The sequence below is a fragment of the Nocardiopsis sp. CNS-639 genome (assembly GCF_000381685.1).
Lineage (GTDB): Bacteria > Actinomycetota > Actinomycetes > Streptosporangiales > Streptosporangiaceae > Nocardiopsis > Nocardiopsis dassonvillei.
The window spans coordinates 241,536-258,635 of the sequence record NZ_KB906862.1 but is presented as its reverse complement, the minus strand read 5'-3'; the positions used below and the strand labels follow the sequence as shown (position 1 = coordinate 258,635).

The following is a 17,100-nucleotide window of genomic DNA, read 5'->3' as shown; positions in this document are numbered from 1 at the left end:
GATTTCGGATGCGGCCTGGCGTGAGCTGCGCACCATGCTGGAGTACAAGTGCGCCTGGTACGGACGGGACCTGGTGGTGGTGGACCGGTTCTTTCCCTCCTCCAAGGCGTGTTCGACGCCCGGGTGCGCCTACGTGCATGCGTCGTTGCCGTTGCGTGTACGGGAGTGGACGTGCCCCAGTTGTGGGGTGGCCCATGATCGGGACGTGAACGCGGCGCTCAATCTCGAAGCCGCCGGGCTGGCGGTTGTTGCCTGTGGAGCTGGTGTGAGACCTCAACGGGAGTCCTCCCGGACGGGGCGACCGGCGGTGAAGCAGGAAGGCCACGGGGCGACCCGTGACGAGGCGTTGGCCTCGAACCACCGGTAGGTGGTTCCGGATTCTCCTGCCTTCAGGCAGGAGAGGAAGTCAACTGTGTGGTCCTTCGCTGTCGTGGGTCAGTCGTGGGTCATCGGTCGCCGGTCGCCGGCCAGCGGTCGGCGGTTCCGGGCGCCGCCTCCGGGGCACGCGGTCACCGCTCGGTCGTGCGCCAGCGGGAGAAGCGCCGTTCGAGCGCGACGAGGACGCCGTTGAGGGCCACCCCCACCACGGCGATGGCCAGGATTCCCGCGTACATGTCGTGGATGAGGAAGTTGAGCTGGGCGGCGTTGACGAGGTAGCCCAGGCCCGACTGGGAGCCGACCATCTCCGCGGCGATGAGCACGAGGATCGAGGAGGCCCCGGCCATGCGCACGCCGGTGAAGATCGACGGGACCGAGGCGGGCAGCACCACCTTGCGGAACAGCGCGAGCGGCCCGAACCCCAGGGAGGCCGCCGACTTGACGAGCAGGGGGTCGACGGTCCGGACCCCGGTGATGGTGTTGAGCAGGACCGGGAAGGCGCACGCGTAGACCACCAGGGAGACCTTGGACGCCTCGCCGATCCCCAGGACGAGCACGAACACCGGCAGCAGGGCCAGGGCCGCGGTGTTGCGGAACAGCTCCAGGATCGGCGTGAGGAAGTCCGAAGCCGGCCGGTACCAGGCGATGAGGACGCCCAGCGGCACGGCGACGGCCACGGCGATGAGGAAGCCGCTCAGGGCGCGGGCGAGGCTGGCGGACACGTGGTTCCACAGCTGTCCGCTCAGGGCCAGGTCCCGCGTCGCGGCCAGGACCTCGGTCAACGGGGGCAGGAACACCCGGTCGAGGAGGCCGATCCTCGGCGCCACCTCCCACAGCAGGAGGAAGGCCGCGATGACGGCCGAGCGCTTGAACCAGAGCCAGGCCAGCCGGAGCGCGGCCGTGAGCGCGGGGGGAGGTCCGCCCGTGCCCGGCGCCGCCGGGGAGGAGGCGTCGGAGGGGGCGGTGCCCGCCGAGCGGGTCAGCGTGTCAGCCATGGTCGGTTCCCCTCTCGGTGAGCGCGCGCTCGGTCCGCCGGGCCTGGGCCACCTCGTCGTGGAGTTCCCGCCACACCCGGTGCCGATAGTGCGCGAACGCGGGGTCCGAGCGCAGGTCGCCGCCCGCGCTCCGGTCGAGGTCGATGTCGATGACGCTCTTGATCCGGCCCGGGCGCGAGGTCATCACCGCGACCCGCTGTCCCAGGTAGACCGCCTCGTCGATGCCGTGCGTGATGAACAGGACCGTCTTGCCGGTGCGCTCCCACACGGACAGCAGCTCCTCCTGGAGGGACTCGCGCGTCTGGGCGTCCAGGGCCGCGAACGGCTCGTCCATGAGCAGGACCTCGGGGTCGAAGGCCAGGCTCCGGGCGATGGCCACGCGCTGCTTCATACCGCCGGACAGCTCGTGGGGATAGCGGTCCTCGAACCCCTCCAGGCCGACCAGCGACAGGTACTCGCGCGCGCGGTCGGCCCGGGTGCGTCGGGGCAGGCCCTTGGCCTCCAGCCCGAACTCGACGTTGCCCTGCGCGGTGCGCCAGGGCAGCAGCGCGTACTGCTGGAAGACCAGGCCCCGGTCCAGGCCCGGTCCCCTGACCGGGGCGCCGTTGAGCAGGATCTCGCCGGAGGCGGGCCGGGTGAGCCCGCCGACCAGGTCGAGCAGGGTGGACTTGCCGCAGCCGCTGGGCCCGACCAGGGTGAGGAACTCGCCCGAGGCGATATCCAGGGTGACGTCGTCGATCGCGGTCAGCGTGGCGGACCGGCCGCGTGCGGTGAAGGTCTGCCGCACCCCGTTCAGGCGGAGCTTGACGGGTGCTGTGGCGGTGCTCATCGGTTCCCCTCGTCCCCGGCCGCGCGCCGTGTGTCGTCCGCTCCCCCGGAGGCGCCGTCCCCGGGAGCGCCGCCCTGCGCGAGGGGTCGGCCGTCGGGGCCGGAGTCCTCGGGGTAGGTCCCGTTGGCGTAGGGGTTGTAGTCGTTGGTGAACAGCTCCTCGGCCTCGACCGCCCCCTCGTCGAGTTCTCCGTTGCGGACCAGCCAGTCGATCCAGGTCCGGAACTCGTCCGGGGCGATGACGCCGCCGGGTCCGGCGACGCCGGTGCTGCGCCAGTACCGGACGGCCTCGGCGCTCTCGTTGCGGCCACGCCGCCCGATGATGTCGGTGTAGCGGTCCACCACCTCCTCGCGCGGGGTGGTCTGCGTCCACCGGATCGCGCGGGCGACCCCGCCGACGAAGGCCTGGACGGTGTCCTCGTGGGCCTCGATGAAGTCGTCGCGCAGCACGAGGGAGCCGTAGCTGAAGGCGCCGTACAGGCCGTGGTCGGTGAACAGGGGCCGGATGCCGCCGCGCTCCAGGGCGACCTCGCGCAGCAGGTCGCCGAGCGTGGCGACCTCCACCTGCCCGTTGCGCAGGGTCTGCTCGGCGTTGACCGGCGGGACCACCGTCAGCTCCACCCGGGCGATCTCCTCGTTGGTCAGCCCCTCCCTGGCCAGCCACTCGCGGACCACGAACTCGTGGTGGGCGCCCAGGGTGTTCATGGAGACCCGCTTGCCGACGAGGTCGCGGGCCCCGGTGATGTCGCTGTCCTCCAGGACGTAGTAGCCGTTGTGGGTCTCCTCGTCCGCCCCGTAGTAGGCCAGGACGGCGGTGACGGGCGCCCCGGCGGCGGCCAGCTTGGCGATCGCCCCGTTGAAGGCGCCGCCCACGTCGGTGCTGCCGGTGGCCGCGGCCTGGATGTCCTGGGGGCCGCTGGTGGTGTCGCCGATCCACTCCAGCCCGATGCCGTCCAGGTAGCCCAGGTCCTCGGCGAGTTCGGGCAGGAGGACGTCTCCGGTCCAGCCCTGGTAGCGGATCACGGGGGAGGCTCCGGCCGCGCCGCTCCCCGGGGGTCCGCAGGCGGAGAGCAGGGGGAGGGCGGCCCCGGCGGCCGCGGTGTAGCGCAGGATGTCGCGTCGGGTGTGCATGTGTTGGCTCCGGAGGGCGGCGGGCCGGGCTCGCCGGCCCGCCGCGGGCAGAAGGAGGTTCGGGGCCGCGGGTCAGACCGCGGGGGTGTAGCCGCTGGAGTCGCCGGTCAGGGAGCGGCTGGGGCGGCCGTCCACGCCCCTGGGGAGATCGCCGCCGACGGTGATGCGGTGCAGGCGCCGGGGTTCGTCGCCGTAGTCGGCCACGGCGTAGTGCTGGGTGGCGCGGTTGTCCCACACGGCCACGTCCCCCTCGCGCCAGCTCCACCGGACGGTGTTCTCGGCCCGGGTGACGCGCTGCTGGAGCAGGTCGAACAGGTGGTGGAAGTCCTTGCTGCTCAGGCCGGTGAAGTGCTGGGCGAAGTGGCCGAGGAACAGGACCCGTTCGCCCGTCTCGGGGTGGACGCGCACCACGGGGTGCTCGGTCTTGAAGAGGGTGGAGACGAAGGCCTCCCGGTACTTCCTGAGGTCGCCGGTGGGCTCGCGTTCGGGGGCGACCGCCGCGTAGTCGTAGTCGTTGGTGTGGACCGCGCGCAGGCCGTCTGCGAGGTCCTTGAGCGGCTGGGGCAGGTCCTGGTAGGCCGTGGCCGTGTTGGCCCAGACGGTGTCGCCGCCCCGCGGGGGCAGGTGGACGGCGCGCAGGACGCTGGCCTGCGGCGGGCGGTCGACGAAGGTGACGTCGGTGTGCCAGCTGTTGGCCTTGCCCCGCTCGGAGTCGATCGGCAGGACGTGGTGGTCGCCGCCGAAGGCCGCGCCCGTGGTGGGGTGCGGGGTGGTGAGCGGGCCGAGCAGGGCGGCGAAGCCCGCCTGGGTCTCGTCGGTCAGGTGCCGCTGGTCGCGGAAGAAGACCACCTTGTGGGCGAGCAGGGCCGCCCGGATCGAGGCGACGGTGGCCCCGTCCAGGTCGGGGCCCAGGCGCACGCCGGAGATCTCGGCGCCGATGCGTCCGGCGACGGGGCGAAGGGACAGGTCCGTGGTGGTGGTCACGGCAGGGCTCCTCACGGGGGCGGGAAGGCGCGGCGGTCACCTCACGCGTCCGGTCGCGGGCCGTTCGCGTCGAGTGACACGAAGGTAGGACCGGCCGAACTCTAAAGTCAACTAAGTTGGTAGGAATAATGTGGTTTCGTGGCGCACGCCACCGGACACCCTCTGCGGCCACCCCTGGAGCCGCGCGGGATCCGGGAGCCGCCCCGGGCGGGCGCCGAAAAATCCTCGGAAACACCCGGCGATCTACTTGGCCACTATTCCTACCAACATGGTAGATTTACCTCCATCGCCAGCACGGCGCCCGATCCGGCGCCCGCGGCGGACCGACCCGGGCCCTCCGTCCGGAGCCGGACACCGCGCCGACCTCCACCGCCCCGCGTATCCCTCCCCACCGGAAGGCCCACATGCGCACTCTCGTCCTCCTCGCCATCGCGGGATTCTTCGCCCAGCTCGTCGACGGCAGTCTCGGCATGGCCTACGGCGTCACCTCCACCACCCTGCTCCTGCTCTTCGGCACCAACCCGGCCGCGGCCTCGGCCACGGTCCACCTCGCCGAGATCGGCACCACGCTGGCCTCGGGCGTCTCGCACTGGAAGCTGGGCAACGTCGACTGGAAGGTCGTCCGGCGCATCGCCCTGCCCGGCGCGATCGGCTCGTTCGCCGGGGCGACCTTCCTGAGCTGGCTGTCCACCGAGGCCGCCGCGCCGATCATGTCCGGCATCCTGCTCGCGCTCGGCCTCTACATCCTCATCCGCTTCACCGCGTGGGGCACGCCGACCCGGAACCTGGACAAGCCCCTGCGCAGGCGCTTCCTGACCCCGCTCGGCCTGGTGGGCGGGTTCGTCGACGCCACCGGAGGCGGCGGCTGGGGCCCGGTCGGCACCCCCGCCCTGCTGGCCAGCGGGCGCATGGAGCCGCGCAAGGTCGTCGGCACCATCGACACCAGCGAGTTCATCGTCGCCCTCGCCGCCAGCCTCGGCTTCCTCGTCGGTCTGGGCGCGGCCGGGATCAACGTCGGCTGGGTGCTCGCGCTGCTGATCAGCGGCATCATCGCGGCGCCGATCGCCGCCTGGATCGTGCGCTACATCCCGCCCCGCATCCTCGGTTCGCTGGTCGGCGGGCTGATCGTGCTGACCAACACCCGGACGCTGCTCGGCACCGAGTGGCTGACCCTTCCCCCGGCGGTCCAGACGGCCGTCTACGTGCTCGTGTGGGCGGCGTGGATCGGCGCCGTGGTCTGGTCGCTGCGCGCCCACCTCGTCGAGCGCCGCACCGCCCCCGCGACCCCGGAGGAGAGCGCGGAGCCGACCGCGCCGAGCGCCGCCGAGCCGGAGAGGCAGCGCTCCTCCGACACCGCCTCCTGAGGGGAGTCCCGGCGTCGGGCCCGGGCGGCGGGCGGGTCAGTCCAGCTCCCGGGCCAGCAGCGGGATCTGGCCGCCCGCCAGCACCGCCTCGGCCTGCGCCGGGGAGAGCTGGTGGTCCAGCCGGTACTCCTCGTCCCTCGTCGTGTTGCGCGCGGTCAGCTCCGAGCCGGAGGTCAGGGCCTCCTCCAGGCCGTCCAGGACGAGGACGTCGCCGGAGCCGACGCGGTCGTAGTCGCCGGGTTCGGTGAACCGCAGGGCCAGCACACCGAAGTTGGCGAGGTTCTGCCAGTGGATGCGGGCGAAGGACTTGGCGATCACCGCCCGCAGACCCAGGTAGCGGGGGGTGATCGCCGCGTGCTCGCGGGAGGAGCCCTGCCCGTAGTTCTCCCCTCCGACCACGATGTGGCCGCTCTCGCGGCCCGCCTCCCTCGCCCGGCGGGGGTAGTCCTCGTCGATACGGGTGAAGGTGAACTCGGCGAGCCGGGGCACGTTCGAGCGGAAGGGCAGCGCTCGGGCGCCCGCCGGGGAGATCTCGTCGGTGGAGACGTCGTCGCCGACCTTGAGCAGCACCGGCGCCTCGATCCGGTCGGGCAGGGGCGGGAAGTCCGGCAGCGCGGAGATGTTGGGCCCCTTGACGAGTTCGACCCGCGCGGCCTCCTCCGGCGGCAGCGGCGGGACCAGCATCGCGGTGTTGACCGCCGCCCGCTCCGGCGGACGCAGGTCGGGGTAGGCCGTGTCCAGCTCCCCCGCCAGGTCGCGCGGGTCGGTGATGACGCCGGTGAGCGCGGAGGCGGCGGCCGTCTCCGGGGAGCACAGCCACACCGCGTCCTCCACCGTGCCCGAGCGGCCGGGGAAGTTGCGCGGGAAGGTGCGCAGCGAGTTGCGGCCGACGGCGGGCGCCTGGCCCATGCCGATGCAGCCCAGGCATCCGGCCTGGTGGATGCGGGCCCCGGCCTGGATGAGGTCGAGGGTCGCTCCCGTGCGGGTCAGGTCGGAGAGGATCTGGCGTGAGGACGGGTTGACGTCGAAGCTGACCGCGCTGTCGGTCTGGCGGCCCCTGACCATGGCGGCGGCGACCGCGTAGTCGCGCAGTCCCGGGTTGGCGGAGGAGCCGATGACGACCTGGCTGACGTCGGTGCCCGCCACCTCGCGGACCGGGACGACGTCGCCGGGCGAGGAGGGCCGGGCGATGAGCGGCTCCACCCCGGACAGGTCGATCTCGTCGGTCACGTCGTAGTCGGCGGCGTCGTCGGGCAGCAGCTCGGTGAAGTCGTCCTCCCGGCCCTCGGCGCGCAGGAAGTCGCGCACCGCGCCGTCGGAGGGGAAGACCGTGGTGGTGGCGCCCAGCTCGGCGCCCATGTTCGCGATGACGTGGCGGTCCATGGCGGTGAGCGTGGCGACCCCGGGACCGTGGTACTCGATGATCCGGTTGAGCCCGCCCTTGACCCCGTGCCGCCGCAGCATCTCCAGGATGACGTCCTTGGCCGAGGTCCACGGGGGCAGCTCGCCGGTCAGGCGCACGCCCCAGATCAGCGGTGCCCGGACGCGCAGCGGGCGCCCGGCGATGGCCATGGCCACCTCCAGGCCGCCGACGCCGACCGCCAGCATGCCCAGCGATCCGGCGGCGCAGGTGTGGGAGTCCGAGCCGACCATCGTCGCGCCGGGCACCCCGAAGCGCTGCATGTGCGTGGGGTGGGAGACGCCGTTGCCGGGCTTGGAGTACCACAGGCCGTACCGGCGCGCCGCGGAGTGCAGGAACGCGTGGTCCTCCGCGTTCTTCTCGTCGGTCTGGAGCAGGTTGTGGTCCACGTACTGCACGCTGACCCGGGCCCGGGTGCGGTCCAGGCCGAGGGCCTCCAGCTCCTGCATGACCAGCGTGCCGGTGGCGTCCTGGGTGAGGGTCTGGTCGACGGAGAGCCCGATGACCTCTCCGGGCGCCATCTCCCCCTCGACCAGGTGCGCGTCGATCAGCTTGCGCGCGACTCCGCGTCCCATGGCGTTCTCCCCTCGTCCGCCTCTCCCCGCTCCTGACCGCACGGGCGCGCGGCAAACGGGGGCGCCGCCGGTTCGGCGCACGGCGGACCGGGGGAGGGCGGCCCGGCCCTCGGACTCCGCGAGGGATCCTCCGATGAGGGGGTTGTCACACGGGGGTGTGGTTCCTACCATGGTGCCCGTTCATCGAATCGATTCGACGGATCCGCGCGTCGGGCTGTCGAAGCGCTTCGACAAAGGTGTGCGGGGGGGAGGAGGGAGGCCGCGATGGTGACCATCAAGGACGTCGCCGCGGCGGCGGGCGTGGCCCCGAGCACGGTGTCCTACGTGCTCAGCGGCTCCCGCCGCGTCTCCGAACGGACCCGGTCCGCGGTGCGGACGGCCATCGACGAACTGGGCTACCACCCCAACGCGGGCGCGCGCTCCCTGCGCAGCGCCCGCACCCGCGTGATCGCGCTGGCCCTGCCGCTGGCCTCACCCGGCTACCTGCCGGTCGGCGGGCGGTTCATGTACGGGCTGAGCCGCGCCGCCGGGGAGCTGGGCTACGACCTGCTGCTCCTGACCGTGCGCGACGACGACGCCGGGGCGTACGGGCTGGAGCGCGCCGCGCGCAGCAGGCTCGCCGACGTCGCGGTGATCATGGGCGTGGAGATGGAGGACCCCCGCATCGGCGCGATGGACGCGCTGGGGTTCCCCGTGGTGGTCCTCGGCCGCCCCTCCGACGAGGACGCCGCGCCCTGGGCCGACCTCGACTGGGAGGAGGCCGCGGTCGCCTCGCTGCGCCTGCTGCACGGGGCCGGGCACCGCGACCTGTGCTTCGTGTCGACGGTGGAGGAGGACATCGCCTCGGGTCGCAGCTACTCCGTGCGCGGTCTGCGCGGGGCCGAACGCGCCGCCGCCGAACTCGGCGTCCCCGTGCGCGTCCTGCCCTCGGCGAAGGACCCCGCCGAGCTGTACCGGCGGCTGGACGCGCTCCTCGACGGGGAGCGCCCGCCCACCGCGCTCGCCCTCCAGCACCCCGCCGCCGTGCCCGGGGTCCTGCGACACCTCGCCGCGCGCGGCACCGACGTGCCCGGGGACGTCTCCCTGGTGGCCATCGGCAGCTTCCCCGAGGACCTCGCGGGACTGGACGTGACCCGGGTCGAGCTGCCCGTCGAGCGGATGTCGGCCGCCGTGACCCGGCTGGCCGCCGAGGCCGCGCGCGGCAGCCCGCCGTTCCCGGGAGGACGGCGCGAACTCATCCCGCCCGAGATCACCCCCGGGGGGACGGTAGCCGCTCCCCCGCCCTGACCCCCACCGGCCCCGGTGACCCGCTCGCCGGACCCGACGGCCGGTCGCGACCCCGGCGGCGCCAGCCCCCTACGCGACCGGCGCGTTGACACCCGCCCCCGCCGAGAAGGCCCCCCGACATGCACGAACACCTGTACCGACACCCGCACCGCCCACTACGAACGGCGTCGGCGGCCGCCTGCGCCGCGGCGCTCGCCCTCACCGGAGTCGGCTGCGCGGCCGAACGCGACCCGAGCGTGTACACCATCATGGACTCCAGCACCGACGAGCCCTACCACACCTGGGACCAGGAGGCGATGGACGCCTGCGGGGAACAGGTGGGCGTGGAGGTGCGCCACATCAGCGTGCCCGCGGACCAGCTCGTGCCCAAGGCCCTGCGGATGGCCTCCTCCGACTCGCTCCCCGACGTGCTCAACCTCGACGGCTCGGACCTGCCGCAGTTCGCGGCGGCCGGGGGCCTGGTACCGCTGGAGGAACTCGGCATACCCACGGACGGACTGTCCGAGGGCGCGCTGTCCATCGGCAGCTACGAGGGCGTGTACTACGGCGCCGCCCGGTCGGTGAACTCCCTCGGCCTCTTCTACAACGCGGCCGTCCTGGAGGAGGCGGGCATCGACCCGCCCCGGACCTGGGCTGAGCTGGAGGAGGCCGCCGCCGAGCTGACCGGGGGCGAGCGCTACGGCCTGGCGATCAGCGCCCTGGCCACCGAGGACGGCGTCTACCAGTTCCTGCCGTGGCTGTGGTCCAACGGCGGCGACGAGAGGGAGCTGGCCTCACCGGAGTCGGTGGAGGCGCTGGAGTACGTCACCTCCCTGGTCGAGGCGGGATCGGTCTCCCCCTCGGTGGTCAACTGGACCCAGGCCGACGTCAACGACCAGTTCATCGCGGGCAACGCGGCCATGATGGTGAACGGCCCCTGGCAGCTGCCGGTCCTCCAGGAGCACCCCGACCTGGAGTGGGCCGTGGCGGAGATCCCCGTGCCCGAGGCCGGGGACACCTCGGTGGCTCCGATCGGCGGGACCACCTTCACCGTGCCGGTCAACGCCGAGGACCCCGACCGCGAGCGCGTGGCCGCCGAACTCGTGGCCTGCCTGACCACGGCCGAGGCGCAGCTGGACTGGTCCACCAAGGGCAGCAACGTGCCCGTGGACACCGGGGCGGCCGAGCAGTACCGCGACCTGGTCCCGGAACTGGCCCCGTTCGTGGACCAGGTGCGCACGGCGCGCAGCCGGACCGAGCACGCCGGCACCGAGTGGAACGCCTACTCCCAGGCCATCGGCACCGCGCTCCAGGCGGCGCTCACCGGCGAGGCGAGCCCGCGGGAGGCCATGGAACGCGCCCAGGCGCGGGTCGAGGCGGAGCTGGAGGCCCGGTCATGACGGCGACGGGGACGAGGCCCACGGCGACGGCGGCCGCGAGGACGGCGACCACGGCGCGCGGGCGCCAGAACCTCACCAAGTGGCTGTTCGTCGCCCCGGCGCTGCTGTACATGCTGCTGTTCTTCGGGTACCCGCTGGTCCGCAACGTGGCGATGAGCTTCCAGGACTACACCTTCTCCACGTACTTCACGGGGGAGGCGCCGTTCAACGGGCTGGAGAACTGGCGGGCGGTCTTCGCCAACGAGCTGTTCGGCGCGTCCCTGTGGCACACCCTGCTGTTCACGCTGGGATCGCTGGCGGGGCAGTTCTGCATCGGCATGGCGCTGGCGGTCTTCTTCAGCCGCCGCTTCCCGCTGTCGGGGATCATGCGGTCCCTGCTCCTGCTGCCGTGGCTGATCCCGATGGTGGTGGCCGGCACCGTCTGGCGCCGGGTCCTGGACCAGGAGACCGGCGTGCTGAACGAGTCGCTCCAGGCGCTCCAGATCACGTCGTCGGCCGTGCCCTGGCTGAGCAGCCCCGACTTCGCGCTGCTGTCGGTGGTGCTGGTCAACATCTGGATCGGCATCCCCTTCAACATGGTGATCCTCTACGGCGGGCTCCAGGAGATCCCCGCGGAGCTGCGCGAGGCGGCCGTGCTCGACGGCGCGGGCCCGCTGCGCACCTTCTTCGGGGTGACCCTGCCCCTGCTGCGGCCCGTCGTGACCGTGGTGCTGGTGCTGGGCTTCATGTCGACCGTGAAGATCCTGGACCTGATCCTGGCGCTGACCAACGGCGGTCCGGCGCACTCCACGGAGACCCTGGGCACCCTCACCTACCAGCTGTCCTTCCTCCAGCTCGACTTCGGCCAGGGGGCCGTGGTCGGCAACGTCCTGATCCTCGTCAGCATGGTGTTCGCGGTCATCTACCTGCGCGCCAACCGTGGAGGTGTCACCCGATGAGCGCCGCACCCGAGAGCACCGCCCCCTCCCCGGCGGGCCCGTCCCGGAGCGGCGGGGCACCGGCCACCGCGCGGCCCCGGCGCCCGCGCGTGACGCGCAGGGCGCGGGGCGACGCCGTGAGCGCGGTGTTCGGCGGCCTGGTCCTGGCCGTGCTGTTGTTCCCGCTGTACTGGATGGTCAACACGGCGCTGCAACCGGGCGCCGCGATGGTGGAGCTGCGGTGGTTCCCGCGCACGCTCGACCTCGGCAACTTCCAGCGGGCCTGGGAGTCGCAGGCGGGCAACCTGCTCACCTCGATCCTGGTGGCGCTCGGCGCGGTCGCGGTCTGCCTGGCGGTGGCCACCCCGGCGGCCTACGCCCTGGCCCGGTTCCGGCTGCGCGGCGCGGAGACGGTCGTGTTCGCCACCCTGATCACCCAGATGGTCCCGGGCATCGTCGTGGCCAACGCGCTGTACAACGCCTACGTCGAACTGGACCTGGTCAACTCCTACCTCGGGCTGATCCTGGCCGACGCGTCCCTGGGCATCCCCTTCACGATCGTCCTGCTGCGCGCGTTCATGGTGTCCATCCCCGAGGAGGTGCTGGAGGCCGGGATGCTCGACGGCGGCGGACGCCTGCGCGTGCTGGTCTCGATCGTGCTGCCGATGAGCCGCAACGCGCTGATCACGGGCAGCCTGTTCACCTTCCTGTTCGCGTGGTCGGACTTCCTGTTCGCGCTGACGCTGAACACGACCGACGCGGTCAAGCCCGTGACGCTCGGCATCTACGAGTACATCGGCGCGCACGTCGGCGACTGGGGCGCCGTCATGGCCGTGGCCGTCCTCTCCTCGATCCCCGCGGCGGTGCTCCTGGTCGTCGCGCAGAAATACGTGGCGGCCGGGATCTCCGGGGGGTCGATCAAGTGACCCGCCGCCCGCACCACCGGCGAACCGAGACCACGACGACAGGGAAGGGACGCCCATGAAGTTCACCGACGGCTTCTGGCAGATGAGGGAGGGCGTGCGCGCCAACCGCGCGCGCGAGGCCCGCGATGTGCGGGTGCACGACGACCGGTTCACCCTCTACGCCCCGGTGCGCCCGATCGGGCACCGGGGGGACACACTCAACACACCGCTGATCACGGTGGACTGCTGGTCGCCCGCGCCCGGCGTGATCGGGGTGCGGAGCACGCACCTGGCGGGCTCGGTCCGGCGCGCGCCGGAGTTCGACGTGCGCAGTGACCCCGGCGCCGCCCCCTCGGTGGTGAGGGACGGTTCCTCGGTGGAGCTGACCAGCGGTGAGCTGTCGCTTCGGGTGGCCACCGAGGGCCCCTGGCGGATGGAGTTCCGCGCGGGCGGCGCCGTGCTGACCGGCTCCGACGCCAAGGGCACCGCGTTCATGGAGGACGCGGACGGCTCCCACCACATGCTCGGGCAGCTGTCACTGGGGATCCGCGAGCTGGTGTACGGCATGGGCGAGCGGTTCACGCCGTTCACGCGCAACGGCCAGACCGTGGACATCTGGCAGGCCGACGGCGGCACGAGCAGCGAGCAGGCCTACAAGAACGTGCCGTTCTACCTGACCAACCGGGGCTACGGGGTGTTCGTGGCGCACTCGGGGCCGGTGTCGTTCGAGGTCGGCTCGGAGTCGGTGGGCCGCGTGCAGTTCAGCGTGGAGGACCACGCCCTGACCTACTACGTGATCCACGGGGAGAGCCCCAAGGAGATCCTGGCCCGGTACACCGCGCTCACCGGCCGCCCCGCGCTGCCGCCGCGGTGGTCGTTCGGGCTGTGGCTGTCCACGTCGTTCACCACCTCCTACGACGAGGACACGGTCAACCGCTTCATCGACGGCATGGCGGAGCGGGGCGTGCCGCTCAGCGTGTTCCACTTCGACTGCTTCTGGATGCGCGAGTTCCACTGGTGCGACTTCGAGTGGGACCCGGAGCTGTTCCCCGATCCCGTGGGCATGCTCTCCCGGCTCAAGGGGCGCGGGCTGCGGACCTGCGTGTGGATCAACCCCTACATCGCCCAGCGGTCGGCGCTGTTCGAGGAGGGCTCCCGGCTGGGGCACCTGGTCCGGCGGCCGGACGGGACCGTGTGGCAGTGGGACATGTGGCAGGCGGGGATGGCGCTGGTGGACTTCACGTCCGCCGACGCCCGCGCGTGGTACGCCGGAAAGCTCAAGGCCCTGCTCGACATGGGTGTGGACTGCTTCAAGACCGACTTCGGCGAGCGGGTGCCGACCGACGTGGTGTGGTCGGACGGCTCCGACCCGCAGGCCATGCACAACTACTACACGCACCTGTACAACGAGACGGTGTTCGACCTGCTGAAGCGCGAGCGCGGTGAGGGCGAGGCCGTCCTGTTCGCGCGCTCGGCCACGGCGGGCGGGCAGAGCTTCCCGGTGCACTGGGGCGGCGACTGCGCCTCGACGTTCGAGGCGATGGCGGAGAGCCTGCGCGGCGGCCTGTCCCTGGGGCTGTCGGGGTTCGGGTTCTGGAGCCACGACATCGGCGGCTTCGAGGGCACCCCCGACGCCGCGGTGTTCAAGCGCTGGCTCGCGTTCGGCCTGCTCTCCTCGCACAGCAGGCTGCACGGCAGCCGCTCCTACCGGGTGCCGTGGGACTTCGACGAGGAGTCCACCGAGGTGGCCCGCGTGTTCACCCGGCTCAAGTGCGCGCTCATGCCCTACCTGTTCGGCGCGGCCGTTCAGGCCCACCGGGAGGGGACGCCCGTGATGCGCGCGATGCTGCTGGAGTTCCCCGACGACCCGACCTGCCACCACCTGGACACGCAGTACATGCTGGGTGAGGACCTGCTGGTCGCCCCGGTGCTGAGCGCGGACGGCTCCGTGGAGTACTACGTCCCCGAGGGCGTGTGGACCCACCTGGTCACGGGCGAGACGGTGCGGGGCCCGGTCTGGCGCCGCGAGACCCACGGGTTCGACTCCCTGCCCCTGCTGGTGCGGCCGAACGCGGTCCTGCCGGTCGGCGCGGTGGACGACCGGCCCGACTACGACTACACGGACGGGCTGACCCTGCGCGTGTACGGGGCCGGGGAGGCGGCCCCGGCGACCACCACGGTCGTGCCGTCCGCCGACGGTTCGGCCGCCGCGGTCTTCCGGACCGAACGCTCGGGGGACGGGGTCACCGTGGAGGCCGAGGGCGCTCCGGCCCACGGGTGGCGGGTGCTGCTGGCCGGCGCTGGCGGGGCCGAGGCCGATGCCACCGGGGCGGAGGTCACCGTGACCGACGACGGCACCCTGGTGTCGGTCCCGGCCGGGACCGCCCGCGTGGGCCTGCGCCTGTCCTGACGCGCGAGGGCCCCGGCGTCCGCCGGGGCCCTCGGCACACGTCGGGGGTTCTCGGCGCGCACCGGGGACCCGGGAGCACATGAAGGGGAGCTGAGGCGCGCGGGCGGTGGCGGACGCGGCGTGTGCCCCGCGGGCCCTACGCCGCCTCGTCCAGGGCCGGGGCGGTGTGTCCGGCCAGCCTCCGGTGCAGGTACCGCAGCCCCTCGGCGGTGACCCGCAGCTGCGGCCTCCCCGGCACGCGCCTGCCCGTGCGGGGGTGGTCGTAGGACGTGGGCCGCAGGCGCAGGTGCCGTTCGTGCCGGGCCCTGGGCACGTCGTCGTCCGGGGAGACCATTCCGCTGGCGCGGATGAAGGAGAACAGTCGGCGCTGCCCGGTGGAGATGGCGGGGTCGCGGTTGAGGACGTGCGCCGCCTCGCGTACGGAGTAGTCCCCGTCGGCCGAGGCCAGGACGTTCCACGCGCGGGCCGCGGAGGCGGTCTCCCCCGCCTCGGCGTGCGCCCGCAGGGCCCGGCGCGCGGCCGCGGAGACCTCACGCCCGAAGCGTTCGAGGGAGGCCAGCGCCTCCGGGGTCATCGCGCCGAGGTCGGCGTCGGCCAGGACCTCGTCGTACGGCATGTGTTCGGTGTGCTGCACCGCTCCTCCCCACGGCCTCCGCTCCCGCCCGCCGTCTCGGGCGCCGGAGCGGCGTTGCGGCGGGCCCTCACCACCGGCCCGCACTCCTGTTGTCTTTTCCAACCAGAAAGCGCCGTTGGATATTCCCGTAAAAGCTCCGCGTGCCCCGCCGGGAAGAGGGTCGGAACAGCCCGCCGGACCAGGCCGGACCGCCTGACCAGAGGGGCTTGTCGCACCTCCGCCAGAAGGTTCGGGAAAAAGCGACCGTCCGCCGCCGGGAACGCAATTTCCACCGCAGTTAAAACCCTCCTCCGGGTTCTTCACGGCGCTTCGTCATCCGTTTCCCGTCTTTTCCGGCGCGAGAAAAACCTCCGGCGCCGCGCCGCCGTCCGGGTCCGGCGGGCGCGGCGCCGTCACTCAGTCCGCACGGACCGGGCGCGACCGGAGGGCACGCGGGCGGACGAAGGCCCGGCTGCGGTCCCGGGTGCGCAGGCGGAACGCCGCCCCCGCCACCGCCACCGTGGCCAGGAACCACGCCGGCCCCAGCAGCAGGTACGCGAGCGGCACCGTGTCCTGGAAGCCCGCGGCGACCCCGGTCTGCATGGTGCCGTAGGTGGGCAGGTAGCGCACGACGTCGCTGTCCGAGGACGGGTTGGCCACCGGGTTCTGCAACCCCATGTCGATGATGGACAGCATGACGATGCAGAACATGCCCTCCAGCTCCCCCCGGAGCAGGGCCGCCAGCATCACCCCGATCCCGCCGAAGGCCAGCGCGGACCCCAGCAGGGAGAGCCACAGCATGAACGGCTGTTCGGGGATCCAGTACCAGCAGATCACCGCCACCGCGTAGGCGCAGACCAGCGCCGAGGCCGTGACCAGCGCCGTGAGCTTGGCCGCGAGCAGGTGCAGGCGCGGGTACCCGGCCATCGCCAGCCGCTGGTCGAACCCGAAGGAGCGGTAGGTGACGATGAACATCATGAACCCGACGATCAGCGTGACGGCGTTGACGGCGCCGGAGATCTTGCTGACGTGGTTGCCGTGCACGGTGACGGTCTCCCCGGTGGCGCGCAGGAGGAACCGCACGTCGGCGTCGGCGATCACGAGGTAGACCAGGGTGATCCAGACGGGGATGAAGAGCACCACCAGGACCAGCGCCAGCCGGTTGCGCAGGTGCTCCAGCAGGGCCATGCGGGTGGCGGTGGCGTAACGGGTCCAGGCGCGGCGCATCACCGGCCCTCCGCCGCCGCCGCGGGGGCCGAGGGTGCCGACGAGGACGCCCCCTCCACCAGACGCCCGCCCTCCAGCCGCCACAGGCGGTCGAAGCGCACCGTGTCGAAGGCGATGTGCGAGACCACCAGCACGGAGCGGCCCCGGTCGCGCAGGTCGGCCGCCAGCCGCCAGAACCGCTCGTAGGTGTCCCAGTCGAACCCCTGGTAGGGCTCGTCCAGGAGCAGCAGGTGCGGGTCGTGCATCAGCGCGAGGGTGAGGTTGAGCTTCTGGCGGGTGCCGCCGCTGAGCGTGGAGACCCGGTGGTGGAGGTACTCGGCGAACCCGAGGACGTCGAGGAGTTCGCGGGCGCGGGACAGGTCGGGCAGGTCGTGCGCGACCTGGAAGAGGCGCAGGTGCTGGGAGACGGTGAAGGCCGGGTTCAGCACCGTGTGCTGGGGGCAGTAGCCCAGGCTGCCGGGGTGCTCGACGGTGCCGCGGTCGGGGGCGAGGACGCCCGAGAGGATGCGCAGCAGGGTGGACTTGCCGGAGCCGTTCTCCCCGACCAGTCCGGCCAGGCAGGCCTCGGGGAGTTCGAGTTCGGCGCCGCGCAGCACGTGGTGGCGGCCGTAGGACTTGTGGACGCCGCGGACCCGCAGCGCCGGTGTGGGGGTGGGTGCGTGTGACATCGGTCTGCTCACTCGTGAG

General features: G+C 72.6%; 15 protein-coding genes. 7 read left to right on the top strand and 8 right to left on the bottom strand.

The features are described 5' to 3' along the window. Positions 1-367, top strand: a 367-nt coding sequence (locus G011_RS31170; protein ID WP_155979788.1) for a zinc ribbon domain-containing protein, incomplete at its 5' end; no start/stop codon positions are given. Between the two features lie 142 nt (positions 368-509). Here G011_RS31170 and G011_RS0116205 read toward each other — a convergent pair. The 4 genes from G011_RS0116205 to G011_RS0116190 form a co-directional block, all read right to left on the bottom strand. After that, a complete protein-coding gene (locus G011_RS0116205; RefSeq protein WP_019609403.1) occupies positions 510-1,373 on the bottom strand; it encodes an ABC transporter permease in 864 nt (287 codons plus the stop codon). Beyond that, positions 1,366-2,202: an ABC transporter ATP-binding protein gene (locus G011_RS0116200; protein WP_019609402.1), complete on the bottom strand. Its 837-nt coding sequence runs from the start codon at positions 2,200-2,202 to the stop codon at positions 1,366-1,368. Before G011_RS0116200 ends, G011_RS0116205 begins: the two co-directional genes overlap by 8 nt. Further along, positions 2,199-3,332, bottom strand: coding sequence for an ABC transporter substrate-binding protein (locus G011_RS29920; RefSeq protein WP_019609401.1), 1,134 nt, complete (start codon positions 3,330-3,332; stop codon positions 2,199-2,201). The genes G011_RS0116200 and G011_RS29920 overlap by 4 nt, the downstream gene beginning before the upstream one ends. Positions 3,333-3,404: 72 nt before the next feature. After that, entirely contained in the window at positions 3,405-4,316 is a 912-nt protein-coding gene (locus G011_RS0116190; RefSeq protein ID WP_019609400.1) for a TauD/TfdA family dioxygenase, read from the bottom strand. A 404-nt stretch (positions 4,317-4,720) separates the two neighbouring features. Between G011_RS0116190 and G011_RS0116185 the strand changes: the two genes are divergently transcribed. Then, positions 4,721-5,680 (top strand): sulfite exporter TauE/SafE family protein, encoded by a 960-nt coding sequence (locus G011_RS0116185; RefSeq protein ID WP_019609399.1) that lies wholly within the window; start codon positions 4,721-4,723, stop codon positions 5,678-5,680. A 36-nt stretch (positions 5,681-5,716) separates the two neighbouring features. Here the strand turns inward: G011_RS0116185 and G011_RS0116180 are convergent, their stop codons facing one another. Then, positions 5,717-7,675, bottom strand: a complete 1,959-nt coding sequence (locus tag G011_RS0116180; RefSeq protein WP_019609398.1) for an aconitate hydratase — start codon at positions 7,673-7,675, stop codon at positions 5,717-5,719. A gap of 264 nt (positions 7,676-7,939) precedes the next feature. On the opposite strand from G011_RS0116180, the gene G011_RS0116175 reads away from it, so the two are divergent. The 5 genes from G011_RS0116175 (at position 7,940) to yicI (ending at position 14,573) form a co-directional block, all read left to right on the top strand. Beyond that, positions 7,940-8,962 carry a LacI family DNA-binding transcriptional regulator gene (locus G011_RS0116175; RefSeq protein ID WP_019609397.1) on the top strand — a complete coding sequence of 341 codons (1,023 nt, stop codon included), beginning with the start codon at positions 7,940-7,942 and terminating at the stop codon, positions 8,960-8,962. Between the two features lie 119 nt (positions 8,963-9,081). Next, positions 9,082-10,341, top strand: coding sequence for a sugar ABC transporter substrate-binding protein (locus G011_RS0116170; RefSeq protein WP_019609396.1), 1,260 nt, complete (start codon positions 9,082-9,084; stop codon positions 10,339-10,341). Continuing rightward, the gene (locus G011_RS0116165; protein WP_019609395.1) at positions 10,338-11,279 is read left to right on the top strand and encodes a carbohydrate ABC transporter permease; all 942 of its coding nucleotides are present in this window, start codon (positions 10,338-10,340) and stop codon (positions 11,277-11,279) included. Before G011_RS0116170 ends, G011_RS0116165 begins: the two co-directional genes overlap by 4 nt. Next, positions 11,276-12,184, top strand: a complete 909-nt coding sequence (locus G011_RS0116160; RefSeq protein WP_019609394.1) for a carbohydrate ABC transporter permease — start codon at positions 11,276-11,278, stop codon at positions 12,182-12,184. Before G011_RS0116165 ends, G011_RS0116160 begins: the two co-directional genes overlap by 4 nt. Positions 12,185-12,239: 55 nt before the next feature. Continuing rightward, positions 12,240-14,573, top strand: a complete 2,334-nt coding sequence (gene yicI / locus G011_RS0116155; RefSeq protein ID WP_019609393.1) for an alpha-xylosidase — start codon at positions 12,240-12,242, stop codon at positions 14,571-14,573. Between the two features lie 136 nt (positions 14,574-14,709). Here yicI and G011_RS0116150 read toward each other — a convergent pair whose 3' ends face one another. The 3 genes from G011_RS0116150 to G011_RS0116140 all read right to left on the bottom strand — a co-directional run bounded on the left by G011_RS0116150 (position 14,710) and on the right by G011_RS0116140 (position 17,081). Continuing rightward, on the bottom strand, positions 14,710-15,207 hold the full coding sequence (locus G011_RS0116150) for a phage antirepressor KilAC domain-containing protein (protein WP_019609392.1): 498 nt from the start codon (positions 15,205-15,207) through the stop codon (positions 14,710-14,712). A gap of 396 nt (positions 15,208-15,603) precedes the next feature. Further along, positions 15,604-16,413: a hypothetical protein gene (locus tag G011_RS0116145; RefSeq protein WP_019609391.1), complete on the bottom strand. Its 810-nt coding sequence runs from the start codon at positions 16,411-16,413 to the stop codon at positions 15,604-15,606. After that, positions 16,413-17,081 (bottom strand): ATP-binding cassette domain-containing protein, encoded by a 669-nt coding sequence (locus G011_RS0116140; RefSeq protein WP_019609390.1) that lies wholly within the window; start codon positions 17,079-17,081, stop codon positions 16,413-16,415. Before G011_RS0116140 ends, G011_RS0116145 begins: the two co-directional genes overlap by 1 nt. Between the last annotated feature and the right edge of the window lie 19 nt (positions 17,082-17,100).

Coding starts and splice junctions, on each gene's coding strand:
- G011_RS0116205 (WP_019609403.1), bottom strand. CDS start 1,373: ATGGCTGACACGCTGACCCGCTCGGCGGGCACCGCCCCCTCCGACGCC.
- G011_RS0116170 (WP_019609396.1), top strand. CDS start 9,082: ATGCACGAACACCTGTACCGACACCCGCACCGCCCACTACGAACGGCG.
- G011_RS0116145 (WP_019609391.1), bottom strand. CDS start 16,413: ATGCGCCGCGCCTGGACCCGTTACGCCACCGCCACCCGCATGGCCCTG.
- G011_RS0116180 (WP_019609398.1), bottom strand. CDS start 7,675: ATGGGACGCGGAGTCGCGCGCAAGCTGATCGACGCGCACCTGGTCGAG.
- G011_RS0116160 (WP_019609394.1), top strand. CDS start 11,276: ATGAGCGCCGCACCCGAGAGCACCGCCCCCTCCCCGGCGGGCCCGTCC.
- yicI (WP_019609393.1), top strand. CDS start 12,240: ATGAAGTTCACCGACGGCTTCTGGCAGATGAGGGAGGGCGTGCGCGCC.
- G011_RS0116175 (WP_019609397.1), top strand. CDS start 7,940: ATGGTGACCATCAAGGACGTCGCCGCGGCGGCGGGCGTGGCCCCGAGC.
- G011_RS0116200 (WP_019609402.1), bottom strand. CDS start 2,202: ATGAGCACCGCCACAGCACCCGTCAAGCTCCGCCTGAACGGGGTGCGG.
- G011_RS0116165 (WP_019609395.1), top strand. CDS start 10,338: ATGACGGCGACGGGGACGAGGCCCACGGCGACGGCGGCCGCGAGGACG.
- G011_RS0116185 (WP_019609399.1), top strand. CDS start 4,721: ATGCGCACTCTCGTCCTCCTCGCCATCGCGGGATTCTTCGCCCAGCTC.
- G011_RS29920 (WP_019609401.1), bottom strand. CDS start 3,332: ATGCACACCCGACGCGACATCCTGCGCTACACCGCGGCCGCCGGGGCC.
- G011_RS0116140 (WP_019609390.1), bottom strand. CDS start 17,081: ATGTCACACGCACCCACCCCCACACCGGCGCTGCGGGTCCGCGGCGTC.